11 protein-coding genes, 1 tRNA gene and 2 pseudogenes are annotated in these 15,695 nt (G+C 57.1%); 7 read left to right on the top strand and 7 right to left on the bottom strand.

Annotation, left to right across the window (positions count from 1 at the left end):
• Position 1 precedes the first annotated feature (1 nt).
• Positions 2–292, bottom strand: coding sequence for an SCP2 sterol-binding domain-containing protein (locus tag ACVBAU_RS13410; RefSeq protein ID WP_138925083.1), 291 nt, complete (start codon positions 290–292; stop codon positions 2–4).
• Positions 293–367: 75 nt separating this feature from the next.
• On the opposite strand from ACVBAU_RS13410, the gene ACVBAU_RS13405 reads away from it, so the two are divergent.
• From ACVBAU_RS13405 to ACVBAU_RS13385, 5 genes and pseudogenes are all read left to right on the top strand, one after another.
• Positions 368–934 carry a tetratricopeptide repeat protein gene (locus ACVBAU_RS13405; protein ID WP_448329003.1) on the top strand — a complete coding sequence of 189 codons (567 nt, stop codon included), beginning with the start codon at positions 368–370 and terminating at the stop codon, positions 932–934.
• A gap of 18 nt (positions 935–952) precedes the next feature.
• Positions 953–3,880 (top strand): helicase-related protein, encoded by a 2,928-nt coding sequence (locus tag ACVBAU_RS13400; RefSeq protein WP_448326755.1) that lies wholly within the window; start codon positions 953–955, stop codon positions 3,878–3,880.
• Positions 3,881–4,267: an RNA-binding S4 domain-containing protein gene (locus tag ACVBAU_RS13395; RefSeq protein ID WP_448326754.1), complete on the top strand. Its 387-nt coding sequence runs from the start codon at positions 3,881–3,883 to the stop codon at positions 4,265–4,267. It begins immediately after the preceding gene.
• A gap of 52 nt (positions 4,268–4,319) precedes the next feature.
• Entirely contained in the window at positions 4,320–4,658 is a 339-nt protein-coding gene (gene fdxA, locus ACVBAU_RS13390; RefSeq protein ID WP_093732442.1) for a ferredoxin FdxA, read from the top strand.
• A gap of 304 nt (positions 4,659–4,962) precedes the next feature.
• Positions 4,963–5,480: pseudogene (locus ACVBAU_RS13385) on the top strand (CarD family transcriptional regulator).
• An 85-nt stretch (positions 5,481–5,565) separates the two neighbouring features.
• On the opposite strand, the gene ACVBAU_RS13380 reads toward ACVBAU_RS13385, so the two are convergent.
• From ACVBAU_RS13380 to ACVBAU_RS13370, 3 genes and pseudogenes are all read right to left on the bottom strand, one after another.
• Entirely contained in the window at positions 5,566–7,500 is a 1,935-nt protein-coding gene (locus tag ACVBAU_RS13380) for a cation:proton antiporter domain-containing protein (RefSeq protein WP_448326753.1), read from the bottom strand.
• A 45-nt stretch (positions 7,501–7,545) separates the two neighbouring features.
• Positions 7,546–8,003: pseudogene (locus ACVBAU_RS13375) on the bottom strand (Lrp/AsnC family transcriptional regulator).
• 259 nt (positions 8,004–8,262) lie between these two features.
• Positions 8,263–10,980, bottom strand: a complete 2,718-nt coding sequence (locus ACVBAU_RS13370) for a hypothetical protein (RefSeq protein WP_448326752.1) — start codon at positions 10,978–10,980, stop codon at positions 8,263–8,265.
• A 223-nt stretch (positions 10,981–11,203) separates the two neighbouring features.
• On the opposite strand from ACVBAU_RS13370, the gene ACVBAU_RS13365 reads away from it, so the two are divergent.
• The gene (locus tag ACVBAU_RS13365) at positions 11,204–11,917 is read left to right on the top strand and encodes an SIMPL domain-containing protein (protein ID WP_254700508.1); all 714 of its coding nucleotides are present in this window, start codon (positions 11,204–11,206) and stop codon (positions 11,915–11,917) included.
• 88 nt (positions 11,918–12,005) lie between these two features.
• Here ACVBAU_RS13365 and ACVBAU_RS13360 read toward each other — a convergent pair whose 3' ends face one another.
• The 3 genes from ACVBAU_RS13360 to ACVBAU_RS13350 all read right to left on the bottom strand — a co-directional run bounded on the left by ACVBAU_RS13360 (position 12,006) and on the right by ACVBAU_RS13350 (position 14,633).
• On the bottom strand, positions 12,006–13,298 hold the full coding sequence (locus ACVBAU_RS13360; RefSeq protein ID WP_138922888.1) for an O-acetylhomoserine aminocarboxypropyltransferase/cysteine synthase family protein: 1,293 nt from the start codon (positions 13,296–13,298) through the stop codon (positions 12,006–12,008).
• Between the two features lie 124 nt (positions 13,299–13,422).
• Complete coding sequence (locus tag ACVBAU_RS13355) at positions 13,423–14,427, bottom strand: hypothetical protein (RefSeq protein ID WP_138922889.1); 1,005 nt, start codon at positions 14,425–14,427, stop codon at positions 13,423–13,425.
• A gap of 122 nt (positions 14,428–14,549) precedes the next feature.
• Positions 14,550–14,633 (bottom strand) — tRNA-Tyr (locus ACVBAU_RS13350).
• Between the two features lie 129 nt (positions 14,634–14,762).
• Here ACVBAU_RS13350 and rlmB point away from each other — a divergent pair.
• Complete coding sequence (gene rlmB, locus ACVBAU_RS13345; protein WP_448326751.1) at positions 14,763–15,539, top strand: 23S rRNA (guanosine(2251)-2'-O)-methyltransferase RlmB; 777 nt, start codon at positions 14,763–14,765, stop codon at positions 15,537–15,539.
• Positions 15,540–15,695: the final 156 nt, after the last annotated feature.

Raw genomic sequence — 15,695 nt, 5'->3', positions numbered from 1 at the left:
ATTAGGACAGAACAGCTGCCAGCTTCATTGCCATACCCATGTCGCCGTCAATCTTGAGCTTGCCGCTCATGAAGGCACCGGTCGGGTTGGTGTCGCCGGACAGGATTGCCTCGAAAGTTTCAGCGTCTGCAGAGAGGGTTACGTCGGCTTCCTCATCTCCTTTGCGTGCGCCGGTTGAATCCATCATGACAGCGCCTTCGCCTTCAATGTCGAACTTGGCGGTCCCGTCAAAGTCAGCGCCTGCCAGTTTTTCATTCAGTACTGTTACAGCTTGGTTCACGATATCGCTCATCATAGGCCCTTTTCTTGGCAAATGGTGCCGACACGTCTGGAATTGTGGCGGCAGCCTGTTACATTCACTGTTGTTATGGGCAACTGCATCGTCAACCTCAAACATACCGTCGCGGCACTTGGTCTTTGGGTGTTGCTCGGGGGTATAAGTTTCGCACAAGTGTCGCCCCCAATGGCGGCGGATTTGTTGCAGGATTTGCGCAATGCCCCCGCATCCGAGGCCGCGCGAATCGAACGTGACGTGCTGACGGTCTGGGCGCGGTCGGGATCTCCAGCAATGGATCTGCTGTATTCTCGGGGTAAGGACGCGATGTTTCAGGGGGATACGACGCTTGCCATCGCGCATCTGACGGCGTTGACGGATCACGCGCCCGAATTTGCCGAAGGCTTTCATGCCCGTGCACAGGCGTATTTCGCCGCGGGCCTATATGGTCCGGCCATTGATGACCTAGAAACCACGCTTGCCTTGAACCCGCAGCAGTATAACGCCATTTTCGGTCTGGGAGCGATCCTGCAGGAGTTTGGCGACCTACGTGCGGCTGCCGATCTCTATCGCCGAGTGTTAAGCATTAACCCTCACCATGATAACGCGCAAAGGGCGCTGGACGGGCTGCGGCGCGACGGCATTGGGCGCAGGCTTTAACGATCTAAGGAATTTCTGGTGGCAGGTGACAGCAGGGTCGTGGCCGTTTTAGGCCCGACCAATACAGGCAAGACGACCTATGCAATCGAACGGATGTTGGCGCATCGCACAGGGGTCATCGGACTTCCCCTGCGGCTGCTCGCGCGCGAAGTCTATGACCGCATCGTCGCCCTAAGGGGGCCGTCCGTCGTGGCGCTTGTCACGGGCGAAGAACGGGTCGTGCCGCCGCGCACCCAGTATTGGGTCTGCACGGTCGAGGCGATGCCCGAAGGCTTGGGCGCTGATTTGGTGGCGGTCGATGAAATCCAACTGTGTGCCGATCCTGAACGGGGGCATGTTTTTACCGACCGGCTTTTGCGTGCACGAGGTCTGCACGAGACGTTGTTTATGGGGTCCGATACCATGCGCGGGTCCATTGCTGCCCTGGTGCCAGAGGCGCAATTCATTCGGCGCGAGCGAATGTCAGAATTAATCTATTCTGGTCAGAAAAAGATAAGTCGAATGCGTCCACGTAGTGCGATTGTCGGGTTTTCGGTTGAGAATGTATATGCCATCGCAGAGTTGATCCGCCGTCAAAAGGGCGGTGCAGCGGTGGTGATGGGGGCGCTCAGCCCCCGTACGCGCAATGCTCAGGTCGCGATGTATCAAAACGGCGAAGTCGACTATCTGGTGGCCACCGATGCCATCGGGATGGGGCTAAACCTTGATGTGGACCACGTTGCTTTTTCTGCGCTGAGCAAGTTTGACGGCCGGCGTATGCGTCCATTAGCCCCTAACGAGCTCGCGCAGATCGCAGGGCGTGCGGGGCGCGGATTCAAAAGCGGGACCTTTGGCGTGACCGGCGATGCGCCCCCATTGGACGATGGTGTTGCACGTGCGATTATGGACCACAGCTTTACGCCCCAGAAAAAGCTGAACTGGCGAAACCCGGCGCTGCAATTTGGGTCGATTGACCGCTTGATCCAGACGCTCGAGGTGTCGCCTGACAATGAACGGCTGTTCAAGGCACGCGAGGCCGACGACCTGCAAGCGCTGAAGAACATGGCCGTTGATGCCGAAATCGCGGCGCGCTGCACCGACGGCCCTTCGGTCCGATTGCTGTGGGATGTTTGCCGGGTTCCCGATTTTCGTGGTATAGGCCATGCAGAGCACGCCAACCTGCTTGAGAAGATTTTCAACTACCTGCATCAGCGTGACACCATCCCCGACGACTGGCTTGCGCGACAAATTAAACGCATTGATCGAACCGATGGGGACATTGATGCGTTATCCAAACGGTTGGCGTTTATTCGAACGTGGACCTACGTAACACAGCGCAAAGGTTGGACAGGTGACGAAAGTCATTGGCGACACGAAGCACGTGTCGTAGAAGACAGACTGTCGGACGCGCTGCACGAGCGTTTGACCCAAAGATTTGTAGATCGGCGCACATCCGTGCTTTTGCGCCGGCTAGGACAGAAGGAAGCCATGGTGGCCGAAGTAAACGAGACCGGTGAAGTAACCGTTGAAGGCGAATTTGTTGGCAAGTTGGACGGGTTCCGCTTTCGCCAAGACAAAGGCGCAGGCGTTGCCGAAGATAAAACGATCAAAACTGCATCGTTGCAGGCGCTGGCTCCTCAGTTCCATTTGCGGGCGGATCGTTTCTATAACGCCCCCGACACAGAAATTGATTTCACAGAGCAGGGCGGCCTTATGTGGGGCAGTTCCGCGGTGGGCAAGCTAGTTTCGGGCTCTGATCCGCTAAAGCCCGGTGTCGAGGTGTTCGTCGACGACGTTGCGGGCCCCGAGGTCGCGCAAAAAGTGCAACGCCGTTTGCAGCACTTCATTGACCGCAAAGTCGCAGCGTTGTTCGAGCCGCTGATCGCCATCTCCAAGGACGAGGCGCTGACCGGTTTGGCGCGGGGCTTTGCCTTCCGTATGGTCGAGAACTTTGGCATTCTGCCGCGCGCTGATGTGGGCGACGAGGTTAAAGCGCTGGATCAAGATGCACGTGGCGCATTGCGCAAGCATGGTCTGCGTTTCGGGCAGTTCACCATCTTTATGCCTTTGCTGCTCAAGCCTGCTCCGACGCGCCTGCGTCTGGTGCTTTGGTCGATCACTAAAGGGTTGAACGAATTCCCGGAATCGCCTCCTCCCGGTCTGGTGACGATCCCTGTTGACACCAGTGCGCCCGAAGGGGCCGCGACGATGGCAGGGTACCGCAACGCCGGTGAACGCGCGATCCGTATCGATATGCTGGAACGACTTGCTGACATGTTGCGGTCGGAAGATTCGCGTGGCGGGTTTGAGGCCAAGGCCGATATGCTGTCGATCACTGGCATGACGCTCGAACAGTTCGCCACGCTGATGGAAGGGCTTGGATACAAGGCCGAGAAATCCGAACGGACAAAGGTCAAGGCTGTCGACACAGTCGTGCCGCATGACGGCGCGCCAATGGCCGCCGACAAAGGTGCCGATGCAGATACGCCTGTGATGGATGTGGCTGCCGAACAGCCCGCCGGTGGGATCATCGAAGACCCTGCCGTGGCGCAAGCGGATGATATCGTACCCGCGACTGCAGACATGCCCGACGACGGTATCGCCCCGTTGGTCGAAGAGCTGGCCGAGACGCCCGAAGTCGACGACCACATCCCCGATGTACCTGCCGAAGAGACCCCACAAGGCACTGCGCCTGATGCGGAGATCGCCGGTGCCGAGCTCGAGACATTCTATGTCTTCACCTGGGGCCGTGCTCCGCGTGGGAATGCGCAGGGGCAGCGTCGCGGTGGCGGTGATCGTCCGCAGGGCAAGGGGAAACCCGGACCCCGTGGCAAAAAGGGTGCGCCGCGCGGTGACAAGGGCGGGAAGCCGCAAAAGTTCAGCAGCAAGCCCGCACGCGCCGAAAAGCCGATTGATCCTGACAACCCATTCGCCGCTGCGCTGATGGGACTGAAAGACAACAAGTAATTGTCGCAGGCGGCGACAAAGCTGCGGCTTGATAAATGGCTGTGGCATGCGCGGTTCTATAAAACGCGCTCTCTGGCGGCCTCTCGCGTTCAAGCGGGGGCCGTCAGGGTCAACGGCAGCATTGCGCAGAAACGCGCGACGCTGATCGTCGTCGGAGACGTGCTGACCTTTCCCATCGGCGACGACGTGCGGGTCATCCAGATCGACGCGATCGGTATTCGGCGCGGTCCAGCCCCCGAGGCGCAGATGCTTTACACAGATCTGTCCCCGCCGGTTCCCCGCTCCGAGAAAAAACAACCTGAAAATCCGGCATTTGAGGGAAAAGGACGCCCCAGTAAGCGCGATCGCCGTGTGCTTGATCTTTCTCGGGCGCGCCACCTTGAATGATACGCTATGCTGACGTATCTCGTGGGCTAAAGCTGCCATAAAAGATGATGTTATGACCTATATCGTTAACGATGCCTGTATCTCCTGCAAATACACTGACTGCGTTGAAGTATGTCCGGTGGATTGCTTTTATGAAGGCGAGAACATGCTGGTCATTCATCCCGATGAATGTATCGATTGCGGCGTTTGCGAGCCTGAATGCCCTGCGGATGCGATCCGCCCCGACACAGAGCCGGACATGGAAAAGTGGGTTGAATTCAACCGCAAATACTCCGAACTTTGGCCAGTAATCATCACCAAGAAAGACCCGCTGCCCGAGGCAGAGGAACGCGACGGTGAAGAGGGCAAGCTGGAGAAATACTTCTCTGAGGCACCCGGAGAAGGCGGCTAAGCGATTCGGCCTTTGGCGACTGGCTGCGGGCGGTGAAATCTGTCGGCAGCCCCGAATAAACGCTGGATTAACGTGTATTTGATCGAATAGGCTTCGCCACCGCTTTCGGGGCGTCGAAATTTGTGATATACGTTATCATCAAATGATGATACCCACGCGCCAATTACCAACCGTTTTGCACAGGTTGAATCAGGACATCTGAAGTTATGAAATGAGGCTGACGGCTCTTTGGGCCGGTCGGTTTTTGTCGTCGTGACTGTATATTTACCCATGCGGGCCGTCCCCGCGCCCAAGGAGCCACTTTATGAGCAAGTCGAAGAAGCTAGATTTCCGTCCGAATGAATTCGTTGTGTATCCGGCACATGGCGTTGGCCAGATCGTTTCGGTCGAAGAGCAGGAAGTTGCAGGCATCTCGCTGGAGCTGTTTGTGATCGCCTTCGAGAAAGACAAGATGACGCTGCGGGTGCCTACGCGCACAAAGCGACTGAAATCGGTATGCGCGCCCTTAGCAGCCCCGATGTGATCAGCCACGCGATGAAAACGCTTAAGGGTAAGGCAAAGGTCAAGCGGGCCATGTGGTCGCGGCGTGCTCAGGAATATGAGCAAAAGATCAACTCTGGCGATCTGATCGCGATTGCCGAGGTGGTGCGCGACCTGCACCGCACCGATGATCAACGCGAGCAAAGCTATTCCGAGCGCCAGCTGTATGAAGCAGCGCTAGAGCGTCTGACCCGCGAAGTTGCTGCTGTTGCCGGTGGCGATGAGCTGGCCGCGTCCAAGCAGGTTGGTGACGTTCTGGAAAGCCGTGTCGCCGCGGCTTGATCTACGACATTAGTATCAATTTAGCCGCGCCTGATGCGATATCGGGCGCGGTTTTTTTATGTCATGAACAGGCGGTAGGCGGGTGTTACGAGTTGCGCTTATCCTCTTGATCGATGCGCTTCAGGAATGCGGTTTCCAGATCCTTTTGCAGCTCTTTGGCGCGCGCGACGTAGGCCTTGTTCTCGCTTGGCGGGACGTCAGGGCGCCATAGCGCGGCGAGCTCGCGCACAGAGGCACGGTCGTGCGAATAGAACATCCGCTGCGCTTCAGCAGCCTCGTAGTCGGACAGGCCGAGGTTTTCGAGCACATAGCGCCCCGCACGCAGCGAGCTGTCGAACATCTCGCGGACGATGTCATTCGCGCCGGCCTGGTACTGTTGGTAGACGTCCGTCCGGTCATGGGCACGGGTCACAATGTGCAAGTCGGGGCATTCCTTACGGGCATACGCAATCAGTTGGAGCGCCGATTTGGGGTCGTCCAATGCGACGACAAGAACCTTGGCGTCGCGCAGGCCGGCCTTGCGCAGGATATCCGCACGGGTGGGGTCGCCCAGAAACGCCTTGAAGCCAAAGCGTCGCATAACGGCGATGGTTTCAGGGTTATGGTCCAAGACGACGGTGCGAAATCCGCTGGCCTGCACGAGCCGGTTCACGATCTGGCCGAACCGTCCGACACCGGCGATGATCACTGTTCCTTGCTCGTCGATTTCGTCGGCAACGATCGGGCCGGATTTCTTGTCCATTCGTTTGCTGATCTGGTCGTAAAGGATGAACAAAAGTGGCGTGATCAGCATGGACAGTGCAACCACTAGCAGCAGGGTCTCAGCCACATCATTTGGAATAACCCCTGTGGCTACCGAGAAGCTGACCAAAACAAACCCGAACTCACCCGCCTGTGCCAGACCAAGTGCAAAGAGCCATCGATCGCGGCCGTGTAGTTTGAATAGGGTGCCCAACCCGTACAGGATAAGCCCTTTCACCAGAATAACGAGCAGCGCCATGCCTACGATGATGGTGGTGTCGGCGAACAGTAAATCAAAGTTAATGCCTGCGCCAACAGTGATAAAGAACAGCCCCAGCAGCAGCCCCTTGAAGGGTTCAAGGTCGGTTTCAAGCTCGTGTCGGAATTCGCTGCTGGCCAGAACCACCCCCGCGAGAAAGGCCCCAAGGGCTGGGGACAGGCCCACCAGCATCATTAAAAACGATATACCTACGACGATCAGCAGCGCCAGCGCGGTGTACATCTCGCGCAGATTGGCCGCGTGAATAAAGCGAAAGACGGGTCGGGTGAAAAACACGCCGGTGATGATGATCCCCGCAATCGCCCCGAGGGTCACCAGTGTAATCCCCCACCCCGGCAGCCCTTGCACCAGCGAGATCGCTGCCTGTGCTGTTTCGGCACCTTGACCGGCAGCCGCTGGCCCGTGTCCCGAGGCAGCCTCCGCCCCATGGGCTGCATCCTCTGGGTTGATCGATATCGATCCGTCGGGCCGCATTTGTGCGGGAAGCTGCGCTACGAGCAGGGGGAGGAAGGCCAGGATCGGAATTACCGCGATATCCTGCGTTAACAGGACCGAGAACACCGACCGCCCGCCGGCCGTCTGCATCAGCCCCTTTTCCGACAGGGTTTGCAGCACGATCGCAGTCGATGACAACGACAGCGTCAAGCCAATCGCGATCGCCACACCCAGGGGCTGGTCATAGGCCATGGCGATGCCCATCAAGGCCGCAGCGCTTAACACGACCTGCATGCCACCAAGCCCCAGCAATCGATGCCGCATGTTCCACAAGGCGCGGGGTTCAAGCTCTAGCCCGATGAGGAACAACATCATCACGACGCCAAATTCGGCGAAATGCTGAAGGTCCTTGGTTTCTGACCCCACCAGCCCAAAGGCTGGTCCGATCAGGATGCCCGCCGCGAGATATCCCAGCACCGACCCCAGCCCCAAGCGTGACGCGATCGGAACCGCTATCACCGCCGCGGCGAGATAGATCGAGGCTTGGAACAAGAAACCTTCCATAAGGGGCAAACTTTCATTTTGTCGGGCTGGTCCCGAACGGGTCAATCAGATGGGCAGCGGCCCGTCTCGTTTAGGCTGATCCATAACAATCTGGCTATGCACTTTCGCGACAGCCGGGTGGGGCAGCAGCACTCATGGATCAGGCGGTTTAGGCTAGACAGGTCTGTACAATAGACGCGTAGCAAATAATCCGCATCCCCGGTCATCGTCCAGGCGCTAACGATTTCAGCGTGCGTCGTTACAAGCTGCGCGAAGCTGACTGAATGTTCGGGTTGATGTGTGCTTAGATGCACCTGCACAAATCCTTGGACCATAAGCCCCAGTTGTTGGGGGTCGAGCTGCGCAGTATAGTTCTGAATATAGCCTTCGGATTCAAGGCGTTGTCGCCGTCGGCCTGCCTGGGAAGGCGATAGATTCAACGTCTCTCCGAGCTCTTGCGCGGTGAGGTGGGCGTTACTCTGCAACGAAGCCAAAAGGCGTTTATCTGTCTCATCCAATGCCATGCGAGAATATTACATAGATCGGAGGAACAATGCGTCAACCCCGCACCTATTACCGTTTGGGTCTGGAATTTGGCCGCCTACTACGGAATTGCCGCGCAAATTCGTACCTATGGCTAGAGCGAGCATTGGCGAATTGCCGCTCGCCTCTTACCGCTCAAATTTTAGGCGGTGTGAGACCTCGGTCGATCTAGGGAACGCCGCTGCACCTGATATACTCGGTCCGTGGATGGGACAAAGGGGGGATCCAAGCGGCAAGCCGTTATCCGCGCGGCATCTTCAGTACAACATCGCGCCCACGTCGGTTATAGCGCAGCTCGCTTTCGCCGATGGCAGAAACGCGGCCGCCGTCCAAACGATCTCCGACTGCGACTTTCTGATAGCGCCCGTTGCTAAGCCGTATCAGTGCGCGCCGACTGGAAGGTTTGCCGTAAACCCCGATCAGATTGATGGAACGAAGTTTGATCGCATTTTTTACGGTCGCTTGCTTTGAAACCGATGTTTTGGAGGGAACGGCCGGCTTGACCACCTGCGGCGTCACCGTTTTTGCCGCGCTGGTGACAGTTACCGGCATCGGTTGCGCGCGTTCGGCACGGCGCACGAGGCGGGAAAAATTGCCCGGGCGCAGGTCAGGGCGTTTGGAGGTATCGGTCGCGTATCGGGTGGCGTTGTTGACCGGTTCCTGAGGAAGCGCAGCCTTGAGCGCCTCGGCCGCCGCTTTTGCTGCAGCGTCAACTTCGGCCTGTTGGGCGACGGCTGCGGCTTTGATCAACTGAGCGGACCGTGCCGTTGGGCGGAGTGCGGCGAGCTCGTTCCGGATCGCGCTGTCAGAGTTATCCGAGCCAGAGTTATCCGTGTCAGAGTTATCCGAGCCAGAGTTATCCGTGTCAGAGCTGTCCGAGTTTGTGCTATCTAGGTTGATATTTTCTAGATTTGTGCTGTCTGTCGCTTCAGCGGGCTCTTCTGGGCGCAATTTGGGCCTGAACTTGGGCGGAGCGGAAGGTACAGAAGCCTCGATCACTTCAGCGGCCTTAGGTGCGTCAGGCCGCGCTAAGGTGGCAGGGGGAACGCGGGCTGGCCGGCCGGCAAACACAAGCACCCCATCTGCATTCAACGTACCTTTTTCGCTTGGGATGACCAAACCGCGATCATCCAGCTTGAAGGTTGTGCCCGCGGTCGCGGGCGGTGCCGATATGATGTCGACAACATCGCCGCCAAACGACGCAAGCTTGGGCAAAGCCATTGCTTTATTGGAGGTGCTGACCGGATCAAGACCCCTTGCGAGCACGTTATCCAAGCTCAAAATCGCAGGGACCTGAGGTGTTTTGGGCGCAAGGGCCCAGATGCCCGTGGTGGCGTATTTCGCCTCGATTTCCTGCGCGGTCATTTCAACCGAGCGAAGGGTCTGTGGCGCAGGCGTCGCATCAAGAACGGGGCCGCTTTCATCGCGCGGCGGGGGGGCAAGTGCCGCGACCGTCGTATCGGTCGCTCGCTTTGTCGGCGCAGGGGGGGCTGCAACGCGCTTTACGGCCTGCGTGCGCTTCTCCGTTGGTGTGGGAGCTGACGATGCCGTCTGAGTGGTGTCACGGCTGCCAAATATCCGCGAAAGCGTTAGCCCGTCGTCAAGAAATACGGAAGCCCAAGCCGCAACACCTGCCAGAAACACCAGCAAAGCCGCTGTTAGTGCCAGTGCCAGAAAGCGGGGCTTGCCCCCGACAGTTTGGTCGTTGCGTGCCCCGAAGACAGTCATCCGGTCGGCTTCGTTTTCGTCTTTGGCGCGGGTTTTGCCGGTGACCGCAGGCACGCTCGCGCTTGTTCGTTTGGACGGTGGCGGTACAGGGAGAGGTCTGAGGCGTTTCAGAAATGCAAAGGGCGAGGCTTTGGTCTCGCGGGCTGGCTTTGCGCCGGTCAAAGAGCTGCTATCTGGTACGGGACCGCCGGCGTTTTCAAGTGGTTGCACGTGGCCGCGGCCGACCGCGGCTGCCACCCGTGGTGCGCTTCGGCGGCTGGAAAAATCCGCAGTGACTTTCGTTGCAGCAGGGGCCGCAGGTGTCGACTTCGACGGCGCTGCTGTTGGTGCGCCGAGGGCAGGGGGGACTTTGCTCTCGACCAAGGCTGTAGACGTTTTGCCACCTGAGATCGCCGGTGCTTTCGCGGTGGCCGACGGTTTCGCCAACGGCGGCGTGACCGATTGGGCGACGGGGTGCGCATCCGGTGCGGCCGTTCCCACAGAGGTATCGCTGCTCTGCTGGCTCGTCCGTTCGGGAGCAGCCGAGGCCTTCGGCGCTGGCTTTTCGGCTTTGGAAGGGAGGGGCGTTGCCTCGGCTTCGGCTTGGATTATCGGCGCAGTCCGCCCCAGATCGGTCTTTGGAGGTGCGACAGAGGTTTCAGCGATAGGGTCAGATTGCGATTGTTTTTCCTCGGGCGGCGCAACATCGTCCAAAATAACGAGAGGCTGTGTATCGGGCTCCACTTCTTCGCCCGGTTTTAGCCATTGGAAGGCCGTGTCTGTCGGCCCGAAAAACGCCTCGCCCTTGAAATCATGATCGTCAGCCTGCGCAACGAAACTGACGGGATGAAACCGGTGCTCCGTCGCAAACGCTTCAGCCTCGATCAAGGTTTCGCGCGCGACGGCGGCAATGTGGGTGAGGGGGCCATCGTTGCGTGTGTCAAAGACCAGATCCGTAACGGCATAGGGCGTGGCCCCGTCCAGCGCGCGCTTGGCTTTTTCACGTCGCGCCTGATCGTCCAGCCCAGCCGTATTGATCGACATGAACTTGATTTGATCGTTAGGGATCAGAACCTTGCTGCGTAAACCGCCTGGTTCAAGAGCGGTGGCGGTGGCGCGCAGGGTCGCCAGTTCGGCGGCCATATCTTCGGCGTCGACCGCGACTTCGCCAATTTGCCGCCAGCCGTTAGGGACACGGTGCAGCAGGCGAATTCCTTGAAAGGAGAGAGACAGTGCAAAGTTAGGCTTCATGGATACGCTTTTACTAGAGGCTTGGAGGCGGTGAAACATTCAGGACAGCAGTAGATTGCCAATACCACGTGGATCGCCAGCAAAACAGTGTGCCCGTTCAGAGCAAAGGAATAGAGCAGTAGTTTGCTCATGAAAAGAGTCGAGCGCACATGGGACTTGCAGCGAACTTGGCGGAAGGCCACACAGTAGCCTAGGGGATATTATCAGGAAAAGGATCAACAATATGCGAATGTTAAATATGAGAATTTTCAAATTTGCTGCAATTCTTTGCGCGGGTTTTGCTTCTGGTGCATTGGCGCAACAAGCCCCGCAAGGGATCACCGTGAACGGGCAGGGTGTCGTTTCGATTGCTCCGGATACGGCCACGATCCGCTTGGGGGTAAGCGAACGCGCCGCGTCTGCAGCGGAAGCAATGGCGCAAACGTCCGAAAAAGTGCGCGGAATTTTAGATCAATTAGATTCACTAAAAATCGCTGGTCTCGACCGTCAGACAAGCGGACTCTACCTGCGTCCAGTATACGACAATGGGTCTCGCAGCGACACAACGCCTGTGCAAGTCTCGGGGTATGAAGCGGGGAATACCGTGAGTGTGACAGTGCGCGATCTTAGCAAGCTGGGGCAGCTACTGGATGCCGTGGTGGCCGAAGGAGCGAATGACTTTAATGGTTTGCAATTCGGGTTGCAGGATAACGAAGCCGCGTTAGAGCAGGCTCGTAAAGATGCCGTTTCAGATGCTATGGCGCGGGCGCAACAACTTGCCGATGCTGCCGGGGTTAAGCTTGGTAAAGTGATTAGCATGTCCGAAACCAGCCAAGGTTTTCGCCCAATGGAGATGCGCAGCGCGCAGATGAAGAGCATGGATATGCCCATCGAAACCGGAGAGGTCGACGTTAGCGCTCAGGTGTCCTTGCAGTTTGAAATCGTCGAAGCAGACTAACCGTCTGAGATAGACCAAGGGCGTACCATAGGTTGCTCTGGTTAAGGAAAACCCCGCCAGCATTAGGCTTTGGCGGGGTTTTTTATGGTTAAGCGGTGGCTATGGACAAAGCTTGATCAAGGTCGGCGATCAGGTCCACCGCATCCTCGGTCCCGATCGACAACCGCACGACATTTGCCCCGGCACCGGCAGCTTCTTGCTGCTCTGGGCTCAACTGGCGGTGCGTGGTGGAGGCGGAGTGGATGATCAGCGACCGCGTATCACCGAGGTTGGCGACGTGGCTAAAAATCTCCAGCGCGTTCACCAGTTTGACGCAGGCATCGTACCCGCCTTTGACAGCAAAGGTGAACAAACCACCGGCCCCTTTGGGGCACACTTTTTTCGCGCGTTCGAAATAGGGAGATGATTGCAGCCCCGCATAGGTGACATAGTCGACCCGGTCATCGTTCTCGAGCCAAGTCGCGATTTTCTGTGCGTTTTCAACATGCCGTTCCATCCGCAACGACAACGTCTCGGTGCCCATCAGCGTGTAATGCGCAGCCTGGGGGTTCATCGTCATCCCAAGGTCGCGCAACCCGATGGCAATGCCATGAAACGTAAAGGCCAGCCCGCCAAACGTCTCGTGGAAGTTGAGCCCGTGGTAGGCCGGCTCGGGCTGGCTAAGCGACGGAAACTTGTCATTCGCCGACCAGTCAAATTTGCCCGAGTCGACGATGCAACCTCCAGTAACTGTTCCGTTGCCGGTGAGGTATTTGGTCGTAGAATGGACCACGAGAGTCGCCCCAAGTTCGATCGGACGACACAGGTATGGCGTCGCCGTTGTGTTATCGATGATCAGCGGTACCCCCGCATCGTCTGCAACGTCTGCAATTGCCCGTACGTCCATAATGTAGCCGCCGGGGTTCGCGATCGCCTCGCCAAAGATGGCGCGTGTATCGTCGTCAACCGCGTCCTTGACGGCATCGATATCATCAAAATCCACGAACTTGCAGGACCAGCCGAAACGTTTGATCGTCTGGCTGAACTGCGTCACCGTGCCGCCGTACAGACGGGTAGAGGCGATAATGTTCTTACCCGGCCCCATGAGCGGAAATAGCGCCATGATCTGTGCCGCATGCCCAGAAGAACAACAAACAGCCCCAACGCCTCCCTCAAGCGTCGCGATCCGTTCTTGCAAGACCGCAACGGTTGGGTTTGTCAGGCGAGAATAGATAAATCCCACCTCTTGCAAGTTGAACAATGCTGCTGCGTGGTCAGCATCTCGAAACACATAGGCTGTCGTTTGATAGATCGGCGTCTGTCGCGCACCGGTCGCCGGATCAGGTTTGGCCCCTGCATGTATCTGCAAGGTATCGAAACCATAATTGCTGCTATCTGTCATCAGTATTCTCCCTAAAATGGTCTGCAATATGGTTAGGTGAACCGATGTAGGCGCACAAGCCGTAGGTCGCAGGGACACCGGCTATGATGCTTCTGGCTGGCGTGGGTCTAACCTTCGATTATGCCTACCGAAGCCAGTAGCCGTTTGATTTTAGACGATTTCGAATGGCTTGCTCTTTGCGTGGCAGGTTGGCCTGATCAAACAGAGCCCGAGCTTTGCGGCCGCGCCCATTATAGACCATCCGCTTAATCGGCTCAGATCCTTTAAGAACTTTTTTAAGCTTATTTGGTGCCGCAATCTTTTCTAATAGATCAACAACATAATCTGGTTCACGCGCGTAAAGCAGCGGGATAAAACGATAGTGGCAGCTGATTGACCCATCTATCATCCCATCTGGCAAAGTGTCTCGTCCTCCCCCAAGCGCGTGAATCACTAGCGGTAAAGCAACCTGATCGAGCCAGGGGTCAAAGGACTGCGCGCAGAGCTCTGTCGGCGGATCATCCCGAATTGCCAAAGCGTACTCAAGAAACTTTGCGCCAAATTCATGGGGACAGCGATAAAAAAAGAAACCTGCGTTAAAGTATAAATAGCGCTGCCAATAGTCATCGGGCTGGCCATGATCGAGACTGCTATCGAAATCTAGATCAAATTTATCATAGAGAGATTTCCACAGGCCCCCGTACTGGGGCCCATAAAGCTGAGGAACGGGCCAAGTGTTGGTGCGGCGCATAGAGGCCATCGGGCGGTCAAAATCGAACGGAACTGAGGCGAGATCACCCGTGAGCAATGTATCTGTGTCAAAGAACACAAACGACTCCCCCTTGGGAAGCGCGCTGAGCATTTCGATTTTATTGCCATAGGGATACGCGTCTCCAAAGTGATGCGTTTCAAAGGGGACGATGCTAGCGCCGAGATGCTGCAAAGCTGAAATAATATCAGGATTTTTGATCCGCGGATCAGTGGACCATAACGGGCCTGGCTGAGGCTCCATTACATAAAGTTTGCCTTTGAAATCTGGGCTGTTGTGGCGCAGCGAAGCGGCAAAAAGAAGTGCCTCATACGCTAGCCGCCCGTGTTGGCCGACAATAGCGATATTGAATATCTGATCCGATTCGGAAGCTTGGGCCACACGCACACCCCTATTTCTGCGTAAGCAAACTCAACAGCTAACGTGTGTCACAAAACCATGCTCAAACACAACGCGACAAAAGAGTATGTCGCTATACTTCAGCATATAATTTGAGGATAAAGTGGTGGGCGACCCTGGAATCGAACCAGGCGTGCGTCTCCGCGAGGGAGTTACAGTCCCCTGCCACACCTTGCGGCCTGTCGCCCACACTTTAACCCAGTGCATTGCACCGGCTGTGAAGGCGTGATTACAAGCGGGCAGTATAAGCGTCAAGGCGAAAACCTGTGTAAACTGCAGTGAATTTTGCCTTGCGAAAAAAGATAGAAGGTTCGGTCATGAAAAAACCTAAGTGGGTTGTACAAAAAGAGCAGGAAAAGAAGGCGGATGCGAACCAAACAGTTTGGTTGTTCGGGCTTCATGCGGTGCGTGATGCGCTCGAAAACCCTGAGCGAGAAAAAATAAAATTGATGGTGACCCCCAACGCGCAAATCAAGTTGGAAGAGGCAATCGTCAAAGCTGGCATAGAGCCTGAAGTCGTTGACCCCCGGAAATTCCGTCCTCCGCTTGATCCAGGCTCGGTCCATCAGGGTGCCGTGCTTGAAGTAAAGCCACTAAGCTGGGGCTCACTGAAGGATGTCTGCATCGGTGCAGAGGCCCCGCGGGTATTGTTGCTTGATCGGGTGACGGACCCCCATAATGTTGGCGCAATTCTGCGTTCAGCAGAGGTATTGGGCGCATCCGCCGTTGTTGGGATGCGCCACCATGCCGCGCCCGAAACCGGCGCACTCGCGAAAACTGCGAGCGGGGCGCTTGAGCGACAGCCCTATTTGCGCGTTCGGAATCTGGCCGACGCGATAAAAGAGCTTCAGTCCATGGGGTATCTCGTTCTTGGTCTAGACGGCGAAGCCGAAGCAACGGTTGAATCCGTACTTGAAGGAAAGCGAGACCGCCCCGTCGCGCTTGTTCTTGGGGCAGAGGGGCCGGGTTTGCGCGAGAAGACCAAAGAGACGGTGGATGCCTTGGTACGCATAGACGCCACGGGCGGGTTTGGCTCTCTCAACGTGTCAAACGCAGCTGCGATCGCGCTGTATGCGTCGCGCGACCATAGCTAGCATTTCTTTTAGCCTCCTGTAGGGATTGCAAGCTGCGGTTATCGCGGCAGCAAAGCGGCCCTTAATTTAGGCACAGGGCGGCGCGAGCTGGCCTGTGCTTAATATAGGGCTCCGTTGCACGATTAAAAAACGGGTCCCGACGTATCAACCTCCTGT

Source organism: Sulfitobacter sp. M13 (assembly GCF_053474885.1).
Note: the sequence above shows the minus strand (reverse complement) of the source record. Positions and strands in the feature narration are given on the sequence as shown.

Coding starts and splice junctions, on each gene's coding strand:
- ACVBAU_RS13360 (WP_138922888.1), bottom strand. CDS start 13,298: ATGACAGATAGCAGCAATTATGGTTTCGATACCTTGCAGATACATGCA.
- rlmB (WP_448326751.1), top strand. CDS start 14,763: ATGAAAAAACCTAAGTGGGTTGTACAAAAAGAGCAGGAAAAGAAGGCG.
- ACVBAU_RS13370 (WP_448326752.1), bottom strand. CDS start 10,980: ATGAAGCCTAACTTTGCACTGTCTCTCTCCTTTCAAGGAATTCGCCTG.
- ACVBAU_RS13380 (WP_448326753.1), bottom strand. CDS start 7,500: ATGGAAGGTTTCTTGTTCCAAGCCTCGATCTATCTCGCCGCGGCGGTG.
- fdxA (WP_093732442.1), top strand. CDS start 4,320: ATGACCTATATCGTTAACGATGCCTGTATCTCCTGCAAATACACTGAC.
- ACVBAU_RS13365 (WP_254700508.1), top strand. CDS start 11,204: ATGCGAATGTTAAATATGAGAATTTTCAAATTTGCTGCAATTCTTTGC.
- ACVBAU_RS13405 (WP_448329003.1), top strand. CDS start 368: ATGGGCAACTGCATCGTCAACCTCAAACATACCGTCGCGGCACTTGGT.
- ACVBAU_RS13410 (WP_138925083.1), bottom strand. CDS start 292: ATGAGCGATATCGTGAACCAAGCTGTAACAGTACTGAATGAAAAACTG.